Source organism: Oleiharenicola lentus, from assembly GCF_004118375.1.
In the GTDB taxonomy this organism is placed as follows: Bacteria; Verrucomicrobiota; Verrucomicrobiia; order Opitutales; family Opitutaceae; genus Lacunisphaera; species Lacunisphaera lenta.
This window is the reverse complement of record NZ_SDHX01000002.1, coordinates 121530-143188: the sequence shown is the minus strand read 5'-3', so window position 1 is coordinate 143188 and position 21659 is coordinate 121530. Positions and strand designations below refer to the sequence as shown.

Sequence of the window (21659 nt, the reverse complement as noted above, 5' to 3'; positions counted from 1 at the left end):
CCGGGTGGGGCGGTTTATTGCTTCTTCTTGTCGTCGCCGGTCGTGGCGGTGACATCTTTCAGCCAGTCGAGGAGGATCTCCTTGTGGCCGGATTTGTTGTAGTTGTCGCGCAGGGCCGCAAGGCGGGCCTGCAACTCGGCGTTGTCCCGCAGGCGGCGGGAGAGGCGGGGCTTGTGCGGCATTTTGTCCTCGAGGATCACCTGCTTGAGTTTCCCGGCACTGGTCAGCGTGGTGCGCAGGGCGTCGTCGGTGCTGTAGTCGATGTCGTCGCGCAGCTCCTTCTCGCCGTTGATGACCTCGCCGTGGCACATCACGCAGCTTTCGTTGAGCACCTTGCGGACCTCGGGTTTGAGCGGGACCAGACTGTCCACCACCGGGTCCGCGGCCAGGCGGCTGGCCACGAGGGCGAGGAGGAGAGCGAACGACAACAGGCGGCGGGTGATCATGGGGAGGGGGCGAGGAGTTGGGTGAGCCGCTCGAGTTGCGAGGCGGACAAGGGTCCTGTTTTGTTAAGCAGGAGGAGGTAATCGGCAAGCAGCTCTTTCTCGGCGGCCGAGAGGTGGTCACGGTAGCCGGGCATCGGAATGGCCTGACCGTCGAAGAACTTCTTCGCGATGGGACCAAGCAAGCCTGACTCGACGGCCTGGCCGCGGCCGTGATCAATCCAGTGGATGATTTCGGCGCGGTCGCCGTTGGCGGTGAGCTTGAGGAAGTCCCGGCCCTGGAAGCCGGGGATGTAGCCCTTGAACGAGTCGGGGTTGGCCACGCCGCCCTGGCCGAGTTCGCCATGGCATTGGTAGCAGCCGTGGCGGCGGGAAAGGGCGTCGCCGGCGGCGAACAGCTGATCAGGGGTGAGGCCGGTCCCGGCGACGGGAGCCTGGTGCGAGGAGAGATCGACCCGGAGTTTGAGTCCTTCGGCGAGAATCCACGCGGCAATGTCCTCGATCTCGGCAGGCGTGAGCCGGTCCCGGTAGGCCGGCATACGAATGAGTAATTTCTTGTGTGCCTCGGCGTCGGCCGCGGGTACGCCGTTCGCGATCCAGTCCACCAGCACCTTCACTTCGGTGATGTCGCTTTCCCAGAATGACGGGTTGTTCTTGTCGCGCCACTTGCCCGGACCGGTCTGGCGGAGATTGAAACGCGGCTCCTCCTCGCTGCGGCCGTGACAAGCATAGCAGCCGGCTTCCTCGGTCAGGCGTGCGCCGCGTGAGACGGACGAGGCTTCCGGTTGGCGCTCAATCTGCACAAAGACCGTGCCCGCGATGGCCAAGCCGCAGATCCCCAGCAACACGAAGCCGAGAATCTTGCCGGCGGCCGGGTGGGGAAACTGCGGGGAAAGCATCCGGGCAGCAAACGGGCTGGCGCCGGAAAGGCAAACCGGGAGGCGCCCGGTCCCACTAGGTGCGGGGGAGCGCCGCGAGGCGGCTCAGGAGTTCGGCGCCGGTGAAAGGCTTGCGGAGCAGCTCAACCTTGAGCGTATCCAAGCCAACCGCGGTGATTTCGTGGTCGGCATGGCCGGAAAAAAGCAGCACGGGCGCGGAGGGTTGGTCGGCGCGGAAGCGGTCGATTACGGTGTTGACGGAGGTGTTGCCACCGAACCCGTCCGTGCAAAGGACGGCGAAGCGGGCGCCGCTGTCGAATTCCGCGATGGCCTCTTCGCTGGAGGCGCAGGCCGTGACATGGTAGCCGCCGCGTCGCAGCGCCCGTTCGAGCAACTGGCGGAGATCGTCGCGGTCTTCGATGAGGAGCAGGCGCTCGCCGGCCGGCGGCGGCGCGTGATTCGTGTTATGTCCCGCAGGCAGGACCGGGCATTCCGGAAAGAGCAGGCTGATGGTGGTGCCGCGGTCCGGTGCGCTCTGCAGCTCGATGGTGCCGCCGGCTTCCTCCACGAAGGCCTTGACCATCGGCAGGCCGAGCCCGGTGCCCTGGCCGGGTGCCTTGGTGGTGAAGAAGGGGTCGAAGATGCGCGGTTGCACGTCGGCGGGAATACCGGTGCCGGTGTCCTTCACGCGCACGGCCACGCCGGGCCGGCCGTCGGGCAGGGTCACGTCCTCGTGGGCGAGCGTGATGGCGCCGCCCCGGGGCATGGCGTCGCGGGCGTTGATCAGCAGGTTGAGCAGGGCCTGCTGCAGGTCGGCGGGATCGGCGAGGAGGCGGCGCTGGCCACGGTTCTCGGTGGAGATCCAGATGCCCTCGGGCAACAGCCGGGCGGCGAGGCGGCACGCGGTCTTGAGTTCGGCCGCGGGGTCGAGACTGACCGGCACGCAGAAGGCGCGGCGGCTGAGGCTGAGCAGGTGGCGCGTGGTCTGTGCGGCGGAGCGGGCGGCGGAAAGGATGTCGGCTGCTCCCTGCCGGTCGTCACCGGGCGGGAGGCTCTGGCTGAGCAGCTCGGCGTTGCAGAGGATCACGGTAAGGGCGTTGTTCACGTCGTGCGCGACGCCGCTGGAGAGTTTGCCGAGCGCCTCAAAGTGCTGGTTGGCCCGCATGGTGTCCTCGGCCTGACGGCGGCCGGCATCGGCGAGATCGCGGTTGCGGCGTTCCTCGACCACGCGCGCCAGCGTGCGGAAGAGGGCGTGGTGGATCATGGCGAAGCAGACGTAGCACACCGCGAGGGTGGCGAACGGGATTAGCCCGTTCAGGAGGAGTTCCTGCGCGGTGAGCGGCCGGCCCAAGCTGGTCGGGTAGGCCGCCAGCACGCCGCGTTGAACGAGCCAGACATGCACCACGATCAGCAGGCCCAGGGCGATCACCACGGCCGCGCCCGCGCGCTTGTTGATGAAAAACAGCGCGACCAACACCGTGCACACGAGTGCGATGCCCACGCCCATCTGCGGGCCGGCCTGAACCCAGGCGATGACGTCGATCGCACCGAGCCAGAGCACGAACAGGGTCCCGCTGCCCGCCGCGCTCAGTCGGTTCAGGGCGAGAAACTGCGCCCCCACGCCGACGACCAGGATCGCCTCAAGGACCAAAGAAACCGGCACCCGGGAGGCCAGCGGGACGCGATGCCAGACGATGATCTGCAGCAGGGTGAAGATAAAAACGGCCCAGACCATGCCCCGCAAGGCCTGCCTCTGGACATCGGCCAGAAGAGCGGCGGCTTCCCTGACCGAGGAGGCTTGCGGGTGTGACGGCATCTAAAAGGCGACCGGACCTTTTGCGACCCGAGGAGACGACAGACCCCGCTTACGAGCAACCCCAAATCAAGGCGCAACGGGCAATCAGACCTGTGCGAGAGTGGGGCGAACGTTCAAATGCTCTTCTCCGACGTATTTCGCGGACTGTTCGTCGGCGTGATAGCTGGAGCGCACGAGCGGGCCGCTCTCGATGACGCCAATGCCGAGTTCGAGGCCGAGCTTCTTCCACTGGGCGAATTCCTCCGGCGGGACCCAGCGGTCGATCTTCCAGTGCTGCGGAGTGGGCTGAAGATATTGGCCGAGCGTGAGGATGTCGGTCTTGTCGGCGGCGATGTCGCGGAGCGTCTGCTCGATCTCTTCGGGCTTTTCGCCGAGGCCGAGCATGATGCCGGTCTTGGTGGTGAAACCGCGGGACTTGGCGTGCTGGAGCACGGAGCGGGAGCGGTCGTAACGGGCCTGCACGCGCACCGGGCGCTGGAGACGTTCCACGGTCTCGAGGTTGTGGTTGAAGATGTCGGGCTTGGCCGCGAGCACGATGTCCACCTGCTCCAGTTTGCCCACGAAGTCCGGCACGAGCACCTCGATGGCGCAGTGCGGGTTCTTGTAGCGGACGGCGCGGATGGTCGCGGCCCAGACGCTGGCGCCGCCGTCCTTCAGGTCGTCGCGGGCGACGGAGGTGATGACGCAGTGGCGCAGGCCCATCTTGGCCACGGCGTCGGCCACGCGGGCGGGTTCGCCGAGGTCGTGCTCGGTGGGGCGGCCGCTCTGGATCGCGCAGAAGTTGCAGGAACGGGTGCAGATGTTGCCCAGGATCATCACCGTGGCCGTGCCGCGGGACCAGCACTCGCCGATGTTCGGGCATTGGGCGCTCTGGCAGACGGTGTGCAGCTTGTTGTCCTCCACCATCCGGCGGGTCGCCTGGTAGGCGGGGCCGGTCGGCAGCTTGGCGCGGAGCCAGTCGGGTTTGCGTTGGGCGGACATCGGGAGGAATTGGTCACGAAAGCCCGCACTGGCGCAAAGACAATCTTTGGTTCAGCCCGGGGCCGCGGCGGGAGTATAAGTCCCGCTGACACGCCGGATAACGCCGCATCAAGCGACCAGCCACCACCCGCCCACGCCGCCCAGGGCGGTCAGGATGAGCACGCCGCCGGCGTGGCGGCGCAACTCCGGCGAACCCAGCGAGAAGGTCAGGCCGGCCTTCAGCAGGGAGTTGGCGATGGCGGCGACCAAGATCGCGTGGGCGGCGAGGGGCAGGGGGATGTTGCCGGTGTTGAGGCTGCCGACCACGGAGAGGGAGATGGCGTCCATGTCGGTCAGGCCCGACACGAAGCTGAGGGGAAGCAGGCCGGTGTGGAGGATTTCCCAGTTGGCGGCGGCTTTCACCAGAAAGGTGATAGCGGTGTAGAGGAGGGCGAATTTCACCGCGGTACGCAGGCTCAGGGGATTGGCGAGCGCGGGCGCGCCGACGGTGTGGGTTTGGTTGCGGCGGGCGAACCAGAGCCACACGCCGTAGCCCAGGGCTGGGACTGCCATGAGCGCGAAGGGCAAAACGAGATGCCAGGCGAGGTCGCGGTTGAACACGCTGAGCGCGACCAGCACGCGCGGGAGCATCATGCTGCACGCGGCGACCACGGCCAACGCGTAATGCCGCGAAAGGACCGGGTCCTCGCGGCTGCGGCGGCTGAAGGCGAGGGTCGTGGCGGTGCTCGAGGCGAGGCCGCCAAGCAGGCTGGTCAGCAGAATGCCCGCCGAGGCACCGAGCAGGCGCATGGCCACGTAGCCGGTGAAACCGAGGCCGGAGATCAGGACGACCATGAGCCACGTGGAATAGGGGTTGAAGGCGGCGAACGGCCCGAGTTCGCGGTTGGGGACCAGTGGAAGGATCACACCGGTGATGGCGATGAACTGCAGCGTGCCGCGGATGTCCGCGTCGGTGAAGCCGCGCGTCCACGCGTGGATGCGGGCCTTCAAGCCCAGCAGCACTCCGGTCGTGGCGCTGATCAACACGGCGGCCTGATGGTGCTGCCAATACACGAGCGCCCCGACGAGCATCGTGAGCATGGCGGCCGCAAAGGATGTGCTGCCCACCGAACCGGCGGTGTCGGACGCGGCCGACCAAGCCCGGGCCACCAGTTGTGCTGCGACCCCGGCGACAACCACGGGCAACACAGCGGGCGAATAGGCCGAGGAAAGGAACGCCGCCACGCAGCCGAGCACGCTCCAGAGGGTGAAGGTGCGCAGGCCGTTGTATTCGGCGCCGGGAGGCTTGTCGGCCTGTTCGCTCCACTGGCGGATGAGCCCGATGAGGGCACCGAGACCGGCGCTGGCCGTGATTGCGAGCAGGAGCGGGTGCATGTCCGAAAAAATGCGCAACCGCCAGCGGGGTGCAAGCCGGGGACGCCGGCAGCAATTTCCATTTGCCCCGGGCGGGCGGCTTGCCAAGCGTCCCCCGTTCCATGAGCGACATCCCCCAGGACATCACCCACGACCAGCATGCGGTGCGGCTGAAGAAGCTACAGGATATGCGCGCCGCGGGCACGGATCCGTTCCGCGCCAACTGCGAGCAGACGCATTTCTCGGGCGAAGCGCTGAAAGCCCACGTGGACGGCCAGGATTACACCGTGCCGGTCAAGGTCGCCGGCCGACTCGTCGTCATCCGCGACATGGGCAAGAGCCAGTTCGTGAAGATTCTCGACCAGCAGGGCCAGATCCAACTCTACGTGAAGAAGGACCTGGTGGGCGACGAGGCCTACATGGCTTTCAAGAAACTCGATCTCGGGGACATCATCGGCGTCGAGGGCGTGCTGTTCAAATCCAAGAGCGGAGAGGTCACGGTGCGCGTGGACAAGTTCACGCTCGTGTCCAAGGCCCTGCGACCGCTGCCCGAGAAGTGGCACGGTCTGACCGATCGCGAGCAGATCTACCGCCAGCGCTACCTCGACCTCATCGTGAACGAGGAGTCGCGCAAGCGCCTGATGCTGCGCAGCCGGATCGTGGCGAGCATCCGCGCCACCCTGGCGGGCCGGAAGTTCATCGAGGTGGAGACCCCGATGCTCGAGGGCGTCGCCGGCGGCGCCGCCGCGCGGCCCTTCACGACGCACCACAACGCGCTCAACGCCGACTTTTTCCTCCGCATCGCACTCGAACTGCGCCTGAAGCGCCTGCTCGTGGGCGGCTATGACCGCGTGTTTGAGATCGGCCGCGTGTTCCGCAACGAGGGTGTGTCCACCAAGCACAACCCCGAGTTCACCATGCTCGAGGTTTACCAGGCCTACTCCGATTTCCGCGGCATGATGGACCTGCTCAAGGCCATCTTTGCGGACCTCGCGCGCGACGTCATCGGCACCACCGAGATCAAGCACGCTGCGAGCGGCCAGACCATCAACTTCGCCGGCGAGTGGCGCGAGGCGCGCTACTTCGACCTGATCGACGCGACCGTGGGCGACAAGCTCGGCGGCGCGAAGCTCAGCTCGTTCCGCAACACGCCCGACTACCGCACCAAGGCGACGGCCGCCGCGCAGGCGCTCGGCCTCGACATCCACCCGGGCTGGGAGACGCACGAGATCGTGAACGAGATCTTCGGCAAGCGCATCGAGCCCACGCTCATCCAGCCGACCTTCGTCACGCACCTGCCCAAGGAACTTTGTCCGCTGGCCAAGCTCAACGCCGAGGACCCCGGCCTGATCGATGTGTTCGAGTGCATCATCGGCGGCATGGAGGTGGCCCCGGCCTACTCCGAGCAGAACGATCCCTTTGTGCAGCGTGAGATGTTCGAAAAGCAGGTGGGTGAGGACAAACAGAACCTCGACAACGACTTCCTGCTCTCACTCGAGCATGGCATGCCGCCCGCCGGCGGCATGGGCGTGGGCATCGACCGTCTCTGCATCCTGCTCACCGGGGCCGAGAGCATCCGCGACGTGATCCTGTTCCCGTCTCTGCGGCCGCAAGAGGCGAAATGATGCGGCGAGAGTATCGGACCGGCGGTCGCAGACCCCGGTCCGTAATTTCGCGGCTCAGAAACCGCTGCGGTTGCCGCGGATCTCGCGCAGGATGCGTTCCGCTTCGGTTGTTTCCTGAGCAGGCAGCTTGAGCTGCAGGGCCCGCTCAAGGAAGGTGCGGCTTTCGGAAGTATTCTTCAGTCCGAACAGCGCCACGCCGAGGAGAAAAGCGGTCTGGGGATCTTCGCGCTGTCGCCAGCTTTGCCGAAGGGTATTAACGGCCGCCTGATAGTCGCCGCGCCGGTAGCTGATGGAGCCGAGCGCGCGGGAAAGTTCCGGATCGTCCGGATAAGCCCGACGAGCTTTCTGGGCCAGCTCCTCAGCTTGCTTGTCGTCGCCCAGAAAATCCGCCTGGAGCAGGGCCAGTTTTCGAATGGCGGGTGCGAAACCGGGCAGGCGGGCGAGGATCTCACCATAAATTCGCTCGGCCTCGCGGTATTTTTCCAGACGTTCGGAGTCCGCGGCCACGATCATGAGGGCTGCGAGGTCAGACGGATCGCTCGACAAGACTTGATCGGCCTCGACCCGGGCGGCGGGAAGTTCTTCGCGGCGATCTACCACCGACAGCATCCTGGACATGCGCCGGGCCGCCTCCCGGGTGACAGAAGAGGGGTTTCCCTTGAGCACTTCGGCGAGGGTTGATTCGGCGTCTTTCACCCGGCCGCTGCCATACAGTGCGCGGGCGTGATCGATGCGCAGGTCCATGTCGTCCGGCGCCTGGCGGGCGGCATCCTGCAGCAGCGACGCCGCCCAGGCGAAGTCCCCCGAGCGCAGCGCGTAGCGGCCGAGTCGCGGCGGGATCCTGCTGTCGGCGGGAGGAGTGGAGCTTGCGGCTTTGGCGAGTTCCTGAGCCCGGCCGGGATTTGCCAAAGGGCCGGCGTAAAGATCCAGCAACGCGAGCAGGGCGCTCACGGAACGGGGGTTCGACTTCAGCGCCGATTCGAGAAGTTCGGCCGCTTTCTTCGGATCGCCTTCCCGGGCCTCTATCACACCCAGACGGGCGAGAACCACGGGATCAGTCGCATCCTGCCCGAGCCATCGCTGCAGTTCATCTTTCGCCCCGGGCGCAGGCCGCTCCGGGTCAATGGCCAGCACGGCCAGTCGTTGGTGTGCATCCGCGACCAACGCCGCCTCGGCCTTGGCGGAGACAAGGCGTTGAAGAATCAGCCGGGCGGGTTCCTCCTGCTCGAGGCAATAGAGGGTCATGGCCAGATGATGCTGTATCTCCGCGTCTGCCGGCCGTTTTTCGGCAGCGGACCGGAAATAGGGCAGAGCGGCAGCATGCTGTCCCTGACGGAAGAGAATCCAACCGAGGGTGTCCGTGATGTGCGGATCGGCGGGCAGGCGTTCGTGCGCGCGCCGCGCCAGCTTGGCTGCCTGTTCGAGATCCTCCGGTGTTTTGGATAGGAGCATCGCGAGATTGTTGAGCGCGGGCGGAAAATCGCGGTCCAGAGCGAGGGCTTGCTCGTAGGACTTGCGGGCGTCGTTGTTTTTCCCCAGGGCGGTTTGCAGCATGCCGAGCTGGGTATAGGCGCGGGGGGTGTTGGATTGCGCCGCCGAGGCGGTCAGTTTCTCGAGCGCCTCCGGGCTGCGGCTGCTCACGAAGTAGATCCTCGCCAGTTCATAATAGGCATGATGGAGAGAGGGATCCAGCTCCAGGGCCTTAAGCAGGTCAGCTTCGGCACCGTTGAGATCATCCGCATATATGCGGATCCTGGCCCGCAACAGCAGGGGGGCGGGATCCCCGGGATATTTCTCAATCAGAGCTGCGATCCGAGACGCGGCCTCGTTGGTGCGGTTTTCGTTCAGGTCGAAATCAACCAGGATCTCTTGCGCAGACCAGTGCTTGTCGGCCAGCCGGACCGTGGTCTCGATTGCCTGACGTGCTGCAGGACGGTCGCGACCGAGCAAAGCCCGACCAAGCAGGTAGTGGTTGTCCGGATCAGTGGCGGCTTGCGCCACGAGTGAACGCAGGATGGTCAGCCCCTGTTTTTCATCACCCTTGTCGAAGCAGGCCTGGGCGTAGAGCACCAAAGTACGACGGCCGCCGGAACGTGCTTTGACCAAAGGCTCGAGCTGGGCGGCGGCGGCGATGGCGTCGCCCTTTTGCAACTGAAGTTCGGCAAGAGCCTGCGTGGCCTCCGCGTGGTTCGGGGCGACGAGCAGGGTTTTCTTCAGGTAATCCTCGGCGGCTAGCCGCTCGCCTTTTTTGAGGTGGGCAGCGGCGAGCTGCATTTTGATCTGGGGGGCGCGGGGGTGGTGTTCCTCCGCCTCCTTTAGCCGTGCGATGCCCCCCTCGAAATCGCCTTCCTGGAATTTTACGGCCGCCAACAGCGTGAGGGCTTCGTAATGGGTCCGATCCCGATCAATCACCTTCCGGGCGCTGGTGGCGGCATCGGTCAGACGGCGCTCGTCCGCCGCGAGCTTAGCCTCCAAAATGAGGGCTGGGATGCAGTCGGGGGCCTGAGCCAGAATCGAGGCAATCTCCTTCTTCGCCTCCTCCCGGGCATCGGTGCGAATCAGGTGATTCACGTAGCGGAGCCGCACCGTGGCGCGAGGCGGCGCAAGCTGCGCGGCGGTTTTCAAGCTGACCGCCGCCTTCGCGTTGTCACCCTGGGCGGCATAGAGCATGCCCATTTGGTCGTGCGCCGCGCTCAATTGCGGGTTCAGAGCGAGCGCGGCATCCAATTCCTTTTCGGCTGCGGCATAGTCCCGTTGCATCCGCCGGAGCGCGCCCAGAGCAAGGTAATAGCCCGCGGCCTCACCATTTTGGGTTCGCAGATCCTCGATAATGCGCCGGGTCTCTTCGTTGTCGCGGGTTGAGACGCAGGTCTCTGCAAGCAACAGCAGCGCGACCTCGTCCTTGGGGCGCTGCTCCAGCGCCTTCTGAGCCGATTTTCGCGCATCAATCGTCTTGCCGACCGAATAGCAGGCGAGGGCGTAATGGAGCTGGAAGTCCGCGTTGTTGGGTGCACCCTTGACCGCTTCCTCGAGAAAGGCGTAGCCCCGGGCGATTTGACCCTGATTGTAGTAGAGTATGCCCATCCGGCCGATCACCTGCGGATCTGTCTGGCGAAGCACGAGTGCGTCCATGAAGATTTTTTCCGCATCGTCATAGCGGTTGGTGGCAACGGCTTCGTCGCCCCGCTTGAGCTGCTCCGCGAAATCGTCCTTTCGGGTGCAACCGGTGGTCAGAACGAGGAGCAATCCGGTAACCATTGCCGCCCGGAAGCCGTGGCTGGGAAGGGGTGTCAGCATGGAGAAAAGGGTAGACTCAGGGGAATGGGTCAGGTTTGTCAACGGACGCGGCCAGCCTCGATGGTTGGTTTTGAATCAGGCACAAAAAAACCGCCGCCATGGATAAAGACCACGGCGGCGGTAGATAGAATTGGACGCTATTGAATCAAGACCCGCATCACGCGCGACGGGCGAAGCGCTTGCGAAGGGCGATAAGGCTGAGCATCGCCGCACCCATCAGGATGACCGTGTTGGACTCGTCGGGAACTTTGTGGGGAGGATTTTCGTGACCCTTGGCAACCAGCTTAGCGACCTTGAGGTAGGTATCCTCTTTGTTATATCTGACTGTGTCGAGAAGCTGCACCTTGAAGGCAAGTTTTCCATCGGCCTGAAGATCGGCGAGGAGGGTGACACCCAAGCTGTCCGAGTACCACGCGTAGCTGCTGGACGGATGCGCTCCGTCAACCTCTTCATTGATGAAAAGGTTGCCCGCCAGAGTGATGTCAACCCACTCTTCGTAGGAGTCGCCATCGTCAGCGAAGGCGAAGGAGGCCACCGCGGAGTCGATGGTCATCGTGAGCGGATTGAAGCCACTGGGCGTGATGTCGAAAGTGTTTGAGTAGTAATGCGACCCTGCAGAGACATTATTAAAGTTGAGAAATTTCAGCGGGCTGCCGCTGAACTGGGAGGTCCAAGTCAGGTCGGACGCTTGGGCGACGCCGGTCAGGGCGAGGGCGAGACCGACAGTCTTAAGGAGGGCGCGGATGTTCATAGGGGATTACGGATTAAAGGAATAAGTGCAAACAGCTGGATGCTTGCCAAGAATTGAAAGTGGTTTTAAAATATCATGCAAAACGATAATAATGAATTAATAGCAAACATTATATATTTCATAGTCAGGGCCGAATGGATGTATTAACTTTCGTTTTTGTTAAGAAATCCGACGAAAAACAACTGAGCTAGTTTGGTCCTGAAATTTCATTCTTGGTTCACGATCTCGTTTTCTGGCCATTGGCATGAGGGACTTTGGTTCGAATGTTTTTCTTATGGCCCAGCTATCTTAGAGGCCGGGGTGCGATTGGTCGGTGACCACACCTCCGAGAGGTTAGCCCGAGTATTTCATACCCAGAAGTGAGAAATATTCGCCCTGTCAGGCCGAACTTGCCGGCCGAATTACGATCTAGTCGCTCGACCCGTTGCTCGGATGGACAGTTGGCTGACTGGCTTGCTCATCAGTGTGAAATGTCCGGGTTAGGAAGGTGGACTTCCTGAAACAGATATGATTCTTGCCACACCAATATCACAGACTCGGGTCTATTAATTCAACCCTATGCCCTGGCCGATCTACCTCGCCCTTAAGCAACTGTTCCCGACCGGGCGGGTGTCGTTTTTCACGCTGATCTCCGTGCTGGGGGTGGGGCTGGGGGTGGCGCTGATGCTGGTCTCGACGAGCGTGATGGGCGGCTTCGGTCACCAGATCAAACGGATGATCATCGACACCCAGGGCGAGGTGCAGGTGAAGGCCCGGGGTCTGATCGACCCGGCGGCCGGTGTGGAAAAAGTGCTCGCGGCCGACCCCGGCATCGCGGCCTTCGCGCCTTATGCGCAGGGTGTGGTGATGCTCGAATACGGTCGTCGCCCGGCGTTCCCGGCGGTGCAGGGCTTGGATCTTGAGCGAATCGCCCAGGTCATCCCGCTCCAACGCTACCTGACCGCCGGTTCGCTGGACGACCTCGACGACGACTCGGTGATCCTGAGTTCGCTGCTGGCGAGCGGTCTGGGCGTGCGGCCGGGCGATACGGTCAGCATCTACACGCCACTCATGCTTGAGCGCATGAAGAACAACGAGGTGTTGCTCCCGCGCGAGGTGCGCGTGGCCGGCATCTTTCACATCGGGCACCAGCAGCTCGACAGCTCCACGGTCATCTGCCCGCTGCGCCTGATGCAGGATCTCTACGGCCTCGACCGCATGGTCCACGGCTACAACGTCCGGCTCCAACCCGGCGCCGATGCGGACGTCGTGGCCGCCCGGCTCAACCGCGCATTGCCGGCCGGAGTGGGGGCGCTCACCTGGTTCGAGGCGAACGCCGACTTCCAGGCGGTCCTCGCTTTCGAGCGCAACATGATCTTCTTCCTGCTCACGTTCATCATCGTCGTGGCCGCGTTCTCGATCACCAGCTCGCTGCTCGTGACGGTTGTGCGCAAGACCCGCGAGATCGGCCTGCTCGGCGCGATGGGCGGCCGGGCCCGTGACGTGGCGCTGAGCTTCTGTGTGCAGGGCGGATTCATCGGGGTGGCGGGAACCGCCGCCGGTCTTCTGTTTGGCTATGCCCTGCTGCACTGGCGCAATGCCATTGTGGGCTTCATCGCGCGGATGACGATGGGCGAGGAGGCCTTTGTGAAGTTCTACCAGTTCAGCAACCTGCCCGCCCACACGGCGGCCAAGGATGTATTCATCATTGTCGTGTTCTCCATCGTGGCCGCGACTTTGGCCGGCCTGATCCCCGCCTGGAGGGCGGCGAAACTCAAACCCGTGGAGGCGCTGCGAAGTGAGTGACGTCGCACCAGTTCTCCGGGCCGCCGGCCTCACCAAGACGTACCCGAGCGGGGACAAAACGCTTGGCGTGCTGAGTGGCGTGGATCTCGCCGTGGCCGCCGGCGAGACCTTGTCCATCCGCGGCGAGTCGGGTTCGGGCAAGAGCACGCTGCTCAACCTGCTCGCCGGGCTCGACCGGCCCGATGCGGGCGAACTCTTCTGGGGCGCCGACGCCGCACACCGGCTCAGTCTCGGCGAACTCACCGCCCGGCGCGGGCGGTTTCTCGGCATGGTCTTCCAAGCTTACTACCTCATCCCCGAGATCGACGCATCGGCCAATGTGCTCATGGCCGCACGGCTCGTGGGTCGGGTGGGTGATGCCGAACGCGAGCGCGCCTCGACGCTGCTCAGGCGTGTTGGACTGGGCGAGCGCGGCCATCACCTGCCTTCGCAGCTTTCCGGCGGTGAGCGCCAGCGCGTGGCGGTGGCGCGGGCGCTGATGAACCGCCCGCAGGTCATTCTCGCCGACGAGCCCACCGGCAACCTCGACGAACGCACCGGCGACGAGGTCATCAGCCTTCTGCTCGAGGTCTGTGCCGAGGAGCGGACCGCTCTCGTGCTCGTGACCCACAACCCGGCCCATGCCGCCCGTGCCGCCCGGAGGTTCGCCCTTCACAACGGCGAACTGGGCGCGGTTGCATGATTTCATGAAGATCACCCGATTGGTCGTGAGCGGCCTGCTGGTCACCACGGCTGCCACCATGGCCTACGCCCAACCCGCCCTCGATCCCCTCGCCGAATCCTACGTCAGGCTCGCGCTCGCCGCCGGTGTGCACGATGGCGATTACGTGGACGCTTACTCCGGTCCGACCGAGTGGCGCACGGCTGCCGAGGCCGAGAAGCTCCCGCTGGCCGAGGTTCGCTCCCGGCTGGAACGGCTCGGAGCCGGCCTCGCGAGGGTGGATGCCGCCAGCTTTGACCGCCTGCAGCACATGCGCCACGCCTACCTCGCGAAGCAGGTGCAGGCGTTGAGCACACGGCTCGCCCATGTCGCCGGCGAGAAGTTCAGCTTCGATGAGGAGTCTCGCCTCATCTACGACACCGTCGCTCCCCACCACGACACCGCACATTACGATGCCGTGCTGGCCGAGCTCGACCAAGCCCTCCCCGGCGATGGCACGGTGGCCGCGCGGTTTCAGGCCTTCCGCAACCGGTTCATCATTTCGCCGGAGAAGCTCGACGCCGTGTTCCAGGCCGCCGTCGCCGAGGCGCGTGCCCGCACGCTCAAGCGCATCCCGCTGCCCGCCGACGAGAAGTTCACCCTTGAATACGTGACCGGCAAACCGTGGGCCGGCTACAACTGGTATCAAGGCAGCGCGCACAGCCGCATCCAGATCAACACCGACCTCCCCATCTTCATCGACCGCGCGGTGGATCTCGCCGCGCACGAGGGTTACCCGGGCCACCACGTCTATGGGACCTTGATCGAACAGAAGCTGATGAAGGAGCGCGGTTGGGTGGAGTTCTCGGTCAACCCGCTCTTCGGTCCCAGCGCCATCATCGCCGAGGGCACCGCCAACTACGGCATCATCGTGGCCTTCCCTGGCACGGAGAAACTCGCCTTCGAGCGCGATGTCCTCTTCCCGCTGGCCGGGCTCGATCCCGCGCTGGCTGACGATTACTATCGCGTGCTCGGGCTCACCAAAAAACTCAGCTTCGCCGGCAACGAGGCCGCGCGCGACTACCTCGACGGTCGGATCACCGCAGCCGAATGCGCCGCGCGTCTGGAGAAATACTCCCTTATGGAGCCCGCCCGCGCGCAGCAGTATCTGCGGTTCATCGAGAAGTATCGTTCCTATGTCATCACCTACAACCACGGCCTGAAGCTGGTCAGCGACTGGGTCGAGGCCCGGTCCCAGGGTGATTCCGCCATGCGTTGGGAATTGTTTACCGAACTGATTTCCACGCCGCAGCTGCCCTCGGGGCTGAAGTAATGCGGATCGTCCACCGGCCGCCATCCCGGCGGATGAACAAGAATTAATCCGCCGTTCACGGTGGGTTCATGTCATCGGGCTAAGGTGGGCGCATGAAACCCCGCTTCCTGCTCGCTCTCGCCGCCGCCCTGCTGGGCGGTGGCTGGTGCGCCCAAGCCGCCCAGCTGGCCTGTGATCCGGCCCAGTCCCGGATCGAAGTCATCGTCAAGGCCACCGTGGATTCGTTCACCGGCCGCCTCGCCAAGTTCGAACCGAGCATCACCCTCGCGCCCGATGGCCGGGTGACGGCCGCCAGCGTGCGGTTCCATTTTTCCGACGTGGAAACTGGCAAGGAGAAACGCGACAAGGCCATGCACGAGTGGCAGCAGACCGACCGTTTTCCCGACGGGGAGTTTCTGCTCGAGAGCCTCACGCCGCAGGCAGATGCCGCCTGGCTGGCACGCGGCCGCCTGACGTTTCACGGACACACGCAGCTGCTCGAGTTTCCGGTGACGGTGGTGACGCAGGGGGACGTCTGCGCGATTGACGGCGAGGCCGTGGTGGACACGCGCACGTTTGACCTTCCGGTCATCCGGATGATGGGCCTGCTGAAGGTGGACCCGCTGGTCCATGTGCGCTTTCATCTGCAGGGACGCAAAAAGGAGGCCGCATGAACACCCTCGATTCCGAAGGGATGGAACTGGCGGCTGCGCTCCAGGAACATGCGCCCCGGGCACCGGGAATGGAGCCGCACCTTCACGCCGCCATCACGCAGACCGCGACCGCCCTCGGCAGCCTGTTGCGGGCCCGGTTGGTCCTCTCGGCGGCGCGCAGCCATGAGCTCCCTGAGGCCGTGGCGCTGCCGCTGGCCTGTGCGGTGGAGTATTTTCACGCGGCCTCGCTGATTCTCGACGACTTGCCGTGCATGGACGACGCCACGGTGCGCCGCGGACAGGCCTGTGTGCATCGCGTGCATGGCGATGCCACCGCCATCCTCGCGGCCCTGGCCTTCATCAACCGGGCTCACGTGCTGATCGGCCTCGCCTACGCGGCGCATGCGCCCGCCGTGCGGGTGCGGACGGCGCTGCTGCTCGACGACACCCTCGGCCTTGCCGGGCTCGTGGGCGGGCAGGCCCGGGATCTGCGCTTCGGCGAAGGCGCCACGGACCGGCGCGAAATCGCGGTCATCGCCGCCGGCAAGACCGGTGCGCTGTTCAAGCTCGCTTTGATCCTGCCTGCGCTGGCGGTGGAGCCTTCGGCGGCGGAGTTCCGGCTGCTCAAGGCGCTGGCGGTTTACTGGGGCCAGTGGTTTCAGGCCTGCGACGACATGAAGGATGTGATCGGCACCCTCATGAACGCGGGCAAGGATACCGGTCGGGACCAGGCACTCAGCCGGCCGAATCTGGTCAACGCGCTCGGGCCCGGTGCGGCCCAACGGCGGATTGACCGGCTGGAGCGACAGCTCGCCCGCACGAGCCGGAACTTGCAGGCGTTGGGTGCCCGTTGGAATTACCTCGCCGAGTTTCATGCGGCGATCACCGGCCGGGCGCGGGCCCGGGCCGCCTGAGGACGGCCATGCGCTATCTCGCTTTGGTTTTCATCAACCTGCGCCGGCACCGCCTGCGCGCGGCCATCGGGGTGGCGGGCATCGCCTTCGGCGTGGCCGCGATGCTGACGATCCTGGCGATCGTCACCGGCGCGATTGGCATGTTTCAGCGCATTCTTTCCACGGACAGCCACTACCTGGTTTTCGAACGCAACGTCTCCGACCTGTTTTTCAGCTCCGTGACGCAGGAGCAGGTTGCCGGCGTCCGGGCGCGGCCGGAGGTGGCCGAGGCGCATCCGATGCTGTTCGGCATCGTGACGGCGCCGGGGCATCCCGTGATCACCTGTTTCGGCATAGAGGCAAATGATCCGCGTCTCGCGCGGGCAGAATGGCTGGCCGGTGCGCGCGAAAGTTTTGGCCGCGGGGAGCAAGAAGTCTTCCTCGGCTCACGGGCCGCGGAATTCCTGCAGGCGAAACAGGGCGAGGTGCTCGAGATCGGTCGCGGCCGCTTCCGGGTGGCCGGGATTTTCCGCACCGAAAACGGCTTCGAGGATGGCGGCGTGTTCCTGCCGCTGGCGTCAGCGCAGGAATTTTTCCACCGGGGCACGGCAGCGTCCGTGGTCGCGGTGAAGCTGCGCGACGAGTCGCAGGGCGCTGCTTTCAAACAGGCTTTCGAGCAGGCGAACCCGGGTCTCACGGCCCTGGAGAACCGGGAATTCTCGTCGGGCTACAGCAGTTTCAAGATTCTCAATCTCACCGCCTGGGCCGTCGGCCTGTGTGCGTTCGCACTCGGCGGACTGGGCGTCGCCAACACGATGCTCTTGTCAGTTTTCAGCCGCATCCGGGAAATCGCGGTGCTCCGCGTATGCGGATTCTCCAGCCCGCAGGTGGCCGGCCTGATCTTCGCCGAGGCGGCGTCGGTCGCGGCACTCGGCATCGTTACCGGGCTGGGACTCGGATTTGCGGTCTTGGCCGTGGTCGAGCGCCTGCCGCAATTCAACGGCTACGTGCAGGCCGCCATCCAGCCGCTCGTGCTCGTGGGCATCGTGGTGACCGCCCTGGCGACCGCGGTGCTCGGGGCGATTTATCCGGCGCGCTTTGCGTCGCGCATTCAACCGGCGGAGGCCCTGCGTTATGAGTGAGACTGTCCTGCCGGTTCGCGCGACGCACCTCGCCAAGAGTTATGACGGCGGCCGCTTGCCCGTGCTGCATGAGGTGTCCCTGCAAGTGCGCCCGGGTGAAATCGTCGCGCTGTGGGGCGCGTCCGGCTCCGGCAAGAGCACGCTGTTGCACCTGCTCGGCGGTCTCGACGTGCCGGACCGGGGCGAACTGAGCGTCTGCGGACTCGATCCCCGCGACGAAGCTGCCCGCATCGAACTGCGGCGCCGGCACCTCGGCTTTGTTTTCCAACTGCACAACCTGATCCCCGATTTGACGATGGAGGAGAACATCGCCGTGCCGGCCCTGGCCACGGGAGTATCATCGGCCCAGCGCACGCAGCGGATCCGGTTGCTGGCCGAGCAACTCGGGCTGGCCCACCGGCTGGGCCACCGCATCCAGGATCTTTCCGGCGGTGAGCGCCAGCGCACGGCCATCTGCCGGGCGCTGATGAACTCGCCGCGGCTGCTGCTCGCCGATGAGCCGACCGGCTCGCTCGACGAGGAGACCGGCAGCGCGGTTTTCGCCCTGCTCAAGGATCTTGCCGAGCGCGATGGCATCGCCGTCGTGATCGCGACGCACGAACGCCGCTTCGCGGAAGCCTGTCACCGCCTCGTGCGGATGCGCAACGGGCGGCTCGCGGAGACATGAACACGGCCCGGATCACCATCGCGCAGGTGGCGACGCGGCACAGCCTGATCTGGCTGGCTGCGGCCAATGCCGTGGGCCTGTGGCTGGCGGCCAGCCTGCTTTGGCCGGAGTTGGGCGACCTTGTTGCGCCACTGACCTACGGGCGGTGGATGCCCCTGCATCTCAACTGGCAGCTTTACGGCTGGTGCGCGCTTCCGCTGGTGGCGGCTTTGCTCCACTGGTATCTCGACGCGGCTGATCCGCGGGTGGTGACGCAGGCCCGGTTCGCGCTCGGCGGCTGGTCGCTTGCGCTTCTGCTCGGCGGGGTCGCGTGGCTGGCGGGTGACACGAGCGGCAAGCTGTTTCTCGACTGGCACGGCTGGACGCGGGGCGTGCTGCCGGCCGCGATGGTTGGCCTGTGGGCCGTGTTGGCCGCACACACTTGGCGGCGGCGCGGGAGCATGGGACGAAGCGAACGGCTGGTTCGCGGCATTCCGCTCGTCGGGTTGCTCGCGGTGCCGCCTCTGCTTTATGTGTCCACCGGACGCGACTACTACCCGGCGGTGAATCCGGACAGCGGCGGTGCCACCGGGGCGGCCTTGCTCGGGTCCACGCTCGGTATTGTGACGCTTTTCGGGTTGCTGCCGTTTATGCTGGGGCGGCGGCGCACAAAACCCGCGGGCTGGTTCTGGGTCGCGCTGGTTGCGTCCTGGGGCATGTTCGCCGGCATGCGCCATGGTTCGGTTTCCCACCATGTGCCAGGGCAGATCATCGGTCTTGGCCTGCTGCTGGCCTGGGTGCCGCTTCTGCCGCTGTATTGGCGGCGCTTCGACTGGAGCGCGGACTCGGGCCGCTGGCTGTGGGCCGCGTGGGCGTGGTGGCTGCTCCTGGTGGTGACGGGGTGGCTGACCTTTCTTCCCGGGATCTCGGAGCGGTTGAAGTTCACCAACGGACTCGTCGCCCACGCGCATCTCGCGATGGCGGGACTGGTCACGGCGGTGAACGCGCTCGTGCTGCACACGCTAGGCGGCGGGCTGTCGCGCCGCCCCGCGTTTTGGCTCTGGCAGCTGGGCTGCGCGGTGCAGGTGGGCTTGCTGCTGGCGCTGGGTTGGGTGGAAAACGCCACGGCCGGCGCACTCTTCCGCAGCGAAGCGTGGACGCAGGCCATCTACGGCGGCCGGCTCGCCGCGGGACTGGCCATGGCGGCGGCCTCGGCGCTTTGGCTCAAGGAGGCTTGGCGATGAACCACCCTTTGCCCCGCTGGAGTCACCTGCTGGCCCTGGCGGCCGGAGCGATGGATGCCGCTACCGGCCTCGGACTGGTCGTGCTACCGGACTGGACACTGCGGCAAATGGGGGTGACGCCGCCCGGCGCGGAGGCGTTGGAATTTGTGCGATTCGTGGGCGTGTTCGTCGGAGCGGTGGGACTCAGTTACCTGGTGGCCGGCTGGCGGGGCGAGGACCGGTCGTTGCGGGCGGTTTTTGATTTTTCGCGGATTTTCCGCGCAGGAGCGGGGTCGTTCACCGCCGTGATGGTTGTGGCCGGCGGCTGGTCACCGGCCTGGCTGGCGGTTACGGTCGCCGATCTGGGGCTGGTCGTGGTCCAAAGCGTGTTGCTGGCGAGGTATCGCGATGAATGAAGCCGGCCCAACCCGCGGTGACAATCTGGGCCTGGCGGCGCTGGCGGTCGCGGCGACCTACGGGTATTTTCTGCTTTTTGCGGAATTCTCCTTTCTGTCGCAGGTGCGGGAGCTGCTCGGCGAGGGTCGCGGCCTGCGCGGCGTGATGGCCGGCCTGGGGGCGGGCGGCGTCGGTGGCAGCCTGCTGGCGTGGGGCCGGTTTCGGCCGGAGCGTTTCGTCCGGGAACTGTCCTGGTCCTATCTCGCCTGCGCGGCGATGGCGGTGATCTCGCTCGCGGCGAGCGGGCTGATCGGGCTCACCCTGACCGCAGCGGGCATTGGCTTGGCCCTCGGCTGGAACACCGTGACGCTGGCCTCGGGGCTGCGGGCGCTGGTGCGTCCGGAGCGGCTGGGGTGGGGCATCGGCCTCGGCACGGGGGCCGCTTATGCGTTTTGCAATGTGCCGGTGATCTTCACCGCAGGTCCGGCGGGGCAGGCCGGGATCAGTGCGGGCCTGGTGCTGGCGGCGGCGGTGGGGTTGTGGCGTATGGAACCCGGATGGTTTCGCGGGCCGACTGTGTCGCGCGTTTCTGTGTGGCGTTGGGTTGGCGTTTTTCTGGCGCTGGTGTGGCTCGATTCGGCGGCATTCTACATCATCCAGCAGACGTCGGGTCTGCGCGAGGCGACCTGGGCCGGGGAGAGCCGGTTGTGGGGCAACGCCATGGTGCATCTGGGCGCGGCGCTGCTGGCGGGCTGGTGCTGGGATCGGGGCTGGTCGCGGGGGCTGGTCGGCGTGGCCTGGGTGGCCCTGGCGGGCGCGTGTTTCGCGCTTGGGGCTAATCGGTCCGGCGGGGGCACGGGGTTTTTGTATGCGGGCGGAGTGTCCATTTATTCGACCGCGCTGGTCGCTTTCGCGGCGCGCGATGGCCGGCCCTGGGTGGCGGCGGCTGTTTTTGCCGTGGCAGGCTGGGTGGGATCTGCGCTCGGCATCGGCCTCGCCCAGGACTTGCACCGCGTGCCGGTAGAGTTCGTTCTCGCCAGCGGCGCCGGGCTGGTCCTCGCGTTGCAGCCGTGGCGTAGGTCCGGGCTCGTGGCGTTGGCCCTGCTCGCTTGGGTCCGGCCGGTGCGGGCGGAAGAGGGCGACCCGCTCGTCGCGCGAGGCCGAGCGGTCTATATCGCGGAGGGCTGCATGCACTGCCACTCGCAGTATGTGCGGCCCGGGGTGAAATCGGATGTTGAGCGGTGGGGGCCGGCGCATCCGCTGACGGAATTGCTGCGCGGGGCCCCGCCCTTGCCGGGGAATCGCCGGCAGGGACCGGACCTGACCAACGTGGGCAACCGGCGTTCAGCCGAGTGGAACCGGCTGCATCTTCAGGCGCCGCGCACGGTGTCACCGGGTTCCCGCATGCCCTCCTACCGGCATCTCTTCACCTCCGCGGATGGTCGGGGCGAGGCCTTGGTCGCCTACCTGGCCTCTCTGGGCGAAGGCACCGCCGGCGAACATTGGGAAACAGCGCTGACCTGGCGGCCGCCCAACCAGGCCGGGGCCGTCACCGCCGTGCAGGCGGCCAAGCTCTTCGCGCAAAACTGCGCCCAGTGCCACGGACCGCAAGGACGGGGGGACGGGCCGCTGGCGGCGCGTTTTCTCGTGCCGCCGCCCGACTGGACCAGCGAGGCCTGGCGCCGGGTGCCGGACGGCGACGAGGCCGGGCTGGCGCGGGTGATCAAGTTCGGGTCGCCCGGCACGGCGATGGCCGGACACGAGGCCTGGGCCGATGACGAAATTGTTGGACTCGCCCGGCATGTGAAGATGCTGCACAAGTGAA

At 65.8% G+C, this 21659-nt stretch carries 18 protein-coding genes; 11 read left to right on the top strand and 7 right to left on the bottom strand.

Features of this window, described 5'->3' with window-relative positions:
• Positions 1–14: 14 nt before the first annotated feature.
• From ESB00_RS14305 to ESB00_RS14285, 5 genes are all read right to left on the bottom strand, one after another.
• On the bottom strand, positions 15–446 hold the full coding sequence (locus ESB00_RS14305; protein ID WP_129048472.1) for a hypothetical protein: 432 nt from the start codon (positions 444–446) through the stop codon (positions 15–17).
• Entirely contained in the window at positions 443–1342 is a 900-nt protein-coding gene (locus ESB00_RS14300) for a c-type cytochrome (RefSeq protein WP_129048471.1), read from the bottom strand. The genes ESB00_RS14305 and ESB00_RS14300 overlap by 4 nt, the downstream gene beginning before the upstream one ends.
• A 55-nt stretch (positions 1343–1397) precedes the next feature.
• Positions 1398–3056, bottom strand: coding sequence for an ATP-binding protein (locus ESB00_RS14295; RefSeq protein WP_218938766.1), 1659 nt, complete (start codon positions 3054–3056; stop codon positions 1398–1400).
• 165 nt (positions 3057–3221) lie between these two features.
• Positions 3222–4118 (bottom strand): lipoyl synthase, encoded by an 897-nt coding sequence (lipA, locus tag ESB00_RS14290; protein ID WP_129048469.1) that lies wholly within the window; start codon positions 4116–4118, stop codon positions 3222–3224.
• A gap of 108 nt (positions 4119–4226) precedes the next feature.
• On the bottom strand, positions 4227–5492 hold the full coding sequence (locus ESB00_RS14285; protein WP_129048468.1) for an MgtC/SapB family protein: 1266 nt from the start codon (positions 5490–5492) through the stop codon (positions 4227–4229).
• 101 nt (positions 5493–5593) lie between these two features.
• Here ESB00_RS14285 and lysS point away from each other — a divergent pair, with 101 nt between their 5' ends.
• Positions 5594–7096 (top strand): lysine--tRNA ligase, encoded by a 1503-nt coding sequence (lysS, locus tag ESB00_RS14280; protein ID WP_129048467.1) that lies wholly within the window; start codon positions 5594–5596, stop codon positions 7094–7096.
• A 54-nt stretch (positions 7097–7150) separates the two neighbouring features.
• Here lysS and ESB00_RS14275 read toward each other — a convergent pair whose 3' ends face one another.
• Together ESB00_RS14275 and ESB00_RS14270 are read right to left on the bottom strand one after the other, a co-directional pair.
• Positions 7151–10393, bottom strand: coding sequence for a tetratricopeptide repeat protein (locus ESB00_RS14275; protein ID WP_129048466.1), 3243 nt, complete (start codon positions 10391–10393; stop codon positions 7151–7153).
• Positions 10394–10550: 157 nt separating this feature from the next.
• Entirely contained in the window at positions 10551–11144 is a 594-nt protein-coding gene (locus ESB00_RS14270) for a hypothetical protein (RefSeq protein ID WP_129048465.1), read from the bottom strand.
• 558 nt (positions 11145–11702) lie between these two features.
• Here ESB00_RS14270 and ESB00_RS14265 point away from each other — a divergent pair.
• The 10 genes from ESB00_RS14265 to ESB00_RS14220 all read left to right on the top strand — a co-directional run bounded on the left by ESB00_RS14265 (position 11703) and on the right by ESB00_RS14220 (position 21658).
• Positions 11703–12929, top strand: a complete 1227-nt coding sequence (locus tag ESB00_RS14265; protein ID WP_129048464.1) for an ABC transporter permease — start codon at positions 11703–11705, stop codon at positions 12927–12929.
• Positions 12922–13611: an ABC transporter ATP-binding protein gene (locus ESB00_RS14260; RefSeq protein ID WP_129048463.1), complete on the top strand. Its 690-nt coding sequence runs from the start codon at positions 12922–12924 to the stop codon at positions 13609–13611. Before ESB00_RS14265 ends, ESB00_RS14260 begins: the two co-directional genes overlap by 8 nt.
• Before the next feature lie 4 nt (positions 13612–13615).
• Positions 13616–14902, top strand: coding sequence for a DUF885 domain-containing protein (locus ESB00_RS14255; RefSeq protein ID WP_218938765.1), 1287 nt, complete (start codon positions 13616–13618; stop codon positions 14900–14902).
• A 92-nt stretch (positions 14903–14994) separates the two neighbouring features.
• Positions 14995–15555 carry a YceI family protein gene (locus ESB00_RS14250; RefSeq protein ID WP_129048462.1) on the top strand — a complete coding sequence of 187 codons (561 nt, stop codon included), beginning with the start codon at positions 14995–14997 and terminating at the stop codon, positions 15553–15555.
• Entirely contained in the window at positions 15552–16448 is an 897-nt protein-coding gene (locus ESB00_RS14245) for a polyprenyl synthetase family protein (RefSeq protein ID WP_129048461.1), read from the top strand. Before ESB00_RS14250 ends, ESB00_RS14245 begins: the two co-directional genes overlap by 4 nt.
• Positions 16449–16456: 8 nt before the next feature.
• Positions 16457–17569, top strand: coding sequence for an ABC transporter permease (locus tag ESB00_RS14240; RefSeq protein WP_129048460.1), 1113 nt, complete (start codon positions 16457–16459; stop codon positions 17567–17569).
• Positions 17562–18236, top strand: a complete 675-nt coding sequence (locus ESB00_RS14235) for an ABC transporter ATP-binding protein (RefSeq protein WP_129048459.1) — start codon at positions 17562–17564, stop codon at positions 18234–18236. Before ESB00_RS14240 ends, ESB00_RS14235 begins: the two co-directional genes overlap by 8 nt.
• Positions 18233–19459, top strand: coding sequence for a heme-copper oxidase family protein (locus ESB00_RS14230; RefSeq protein WP_129048458.1), 1227 nt, complete (start codon positions 18233–18235; stop codon positions 19457–19459). The genes ESB00_RS14235 and ESB00_RS14230 overlap by 4 nt, the downstream gene beginning before the upstream one ends.
• On the top strand, positions 19456–19854 hold the full coding sequence (locus ESB00_RS14225; RefSeq protein WP_129048457.1) for a hypothetical protein: 399 nt from the start codon (positions 19456–19458) through the stop codon (positions 19852–19854). Before ESB00_RS14230 ends, ESB00_RS14225 begins: the two co-directional genes overlap by 4 nt.
• Positions 19847–21658 carry a cbb3-type cytochrome c oxidase subunit II gene (locus ESB00_RS14220; protein WP_129048456.1) on the top strand — a complete coding sequence of 604 codons (1812 nt, stop codon included), beginning with the start codon at positions 19847–19849 and terminating at the stop codon, positions 21656–21658. The genes ESB00_RS14225 and ESB00_RS14220 overlap by 8 nt, the downstream gene beginning before the upstream one ends.
• Position 21659 lies beyond the last annotated feature (1 nt).

What these genes read in the sequence shown, in the direction of transcription:
- ESB00_RS14255 (WP_218938765.1), top strand. Translation starts at nt 13,616, where the DNA reads ATGAAGATCACCCGATTGGTCGTGAGCGGCCTGCTGGTCACCACGGCT.
- ESB00_RS14270 (WP_129048465.1), bottom strand. Translation starts at nt 11,144, where the DNA reads ATGAACATCCGCGCCCTCCTTAAGACTGTCGGTCTCGCCCTCGCCCTG.
- ESB00_RS14265 (WP_129048464.1), top strand. Translation starts at nt 11,703, where the DNA reads ATGCCCTGGCCGATCTACCTCGCCCTTAAGCAACTGTTCCCGACCGGG.
- ESB00_RS14275 (WP_129048466.1), bottom strand. Translation starts at nt 10,393, where the DNA reads ATGCTGACACCCCTTCCCAGCCACGGCTTCCGGGCGGCAATGGTTACC.
- ESB00_RS14240 (WP_129048460.1), top strand. Translation starts at nt 16,457, where the DNA reads ATGCGCTATCTCGCTTTGGTTTTCATCAACCTGCGCCGGCACCGCCTG.
- ESB00_RS14295 (WP_218938766.1), bottom strand. Translation starts at nt 3,056, where the DNA reads ATGGTCTGGGCCGTTTTTATCTTCACCCTGCTGCAGATCATCGTCTGG.
- lipA (WP_129048469.1), bottom strand. Translation starts at nt 4,118, where the DNA reads ATGTCCGCCCAACGCAAACCCGACTGGCTCCGCGCCAAGCTGCCGACC.
- ESB00_RS14250 (WP_129048462.1), top strand. Translation starts at nt 14,995, where the DNA reads ATGAAACCCCGCTTCCTGCTCGCTCTCGCCGCCGCCCTGCTGGGCGGT.
- ESB00_RS14300 (WP_129048471.1), bottom strand. Translation starts at nt 1,342, where the DNA reads ATGCTTTCCCCGCAGTTTCCCCACCCGGCCGCCGGCAAGATTCTCGGC.
- ESB00_RS14285 (WP_129048468.1), bottom strand. Translation starts at nt 5,492, where the DNA reads ATGCACCCGCTCCTGCTCGCAATCACGGCCAGCGCCGGTCTCGGTGCC.
- lysS (WP_129048467.1), top strand. Translation starts at nt 5,594, where the DNA reads ATGAGCGACATCCCCCAGGACATCACCCACGACCAGCATGCGGTGCGG.
- ESB00_RS14230 (WP_129048458.1), top strand. Translation starts at nt 18,233, where the DNA reads ATGAACACGGCCCGGATCACCATCGCGCAGGTGGCGACGCGGCACAGC.
- ESB00_RS14220 (WP_129048456.1), top strand. Translation starts at nt 19,847, where the DNA reads ATGAATGAAGCCGGCCCAACCCGCGGTGACAATCTGGGCCTGGCGGCG.
- ESB00_RS14225 (WP_129048457.1), top strand. Translation starts at nt 19,456, where the DNA reads ATGAACCACCCTTTGCCCCGCTGGAGTCACCTGCTGGCCCTGGCGGCC.
- ESB00_RS14245 (WP_129048461.1), top strand. Translation starts at nt 15,552, where the DNA reads ATGAACACCCTCGATTCCGAAGGGATGGAACTGGCGGCTGCGCTCCAG.
- ESB00_RS14305 (WP_129048472.1), bottom strand. Translation starts at nt 446, where the DNA reads ATGATCACCCGCCGCCTGTTGTCGTTCGCTCTCCTCCTCGCCCTCGTG.
- ESB00_RS14235 (WP_129048459.1), top strand. Translation starts at nt 17,562, where the DNA reads ATGAGTGAGACTGTCCTGCCGGTTCGCGCGACGCACCTCGCCAAGAGT.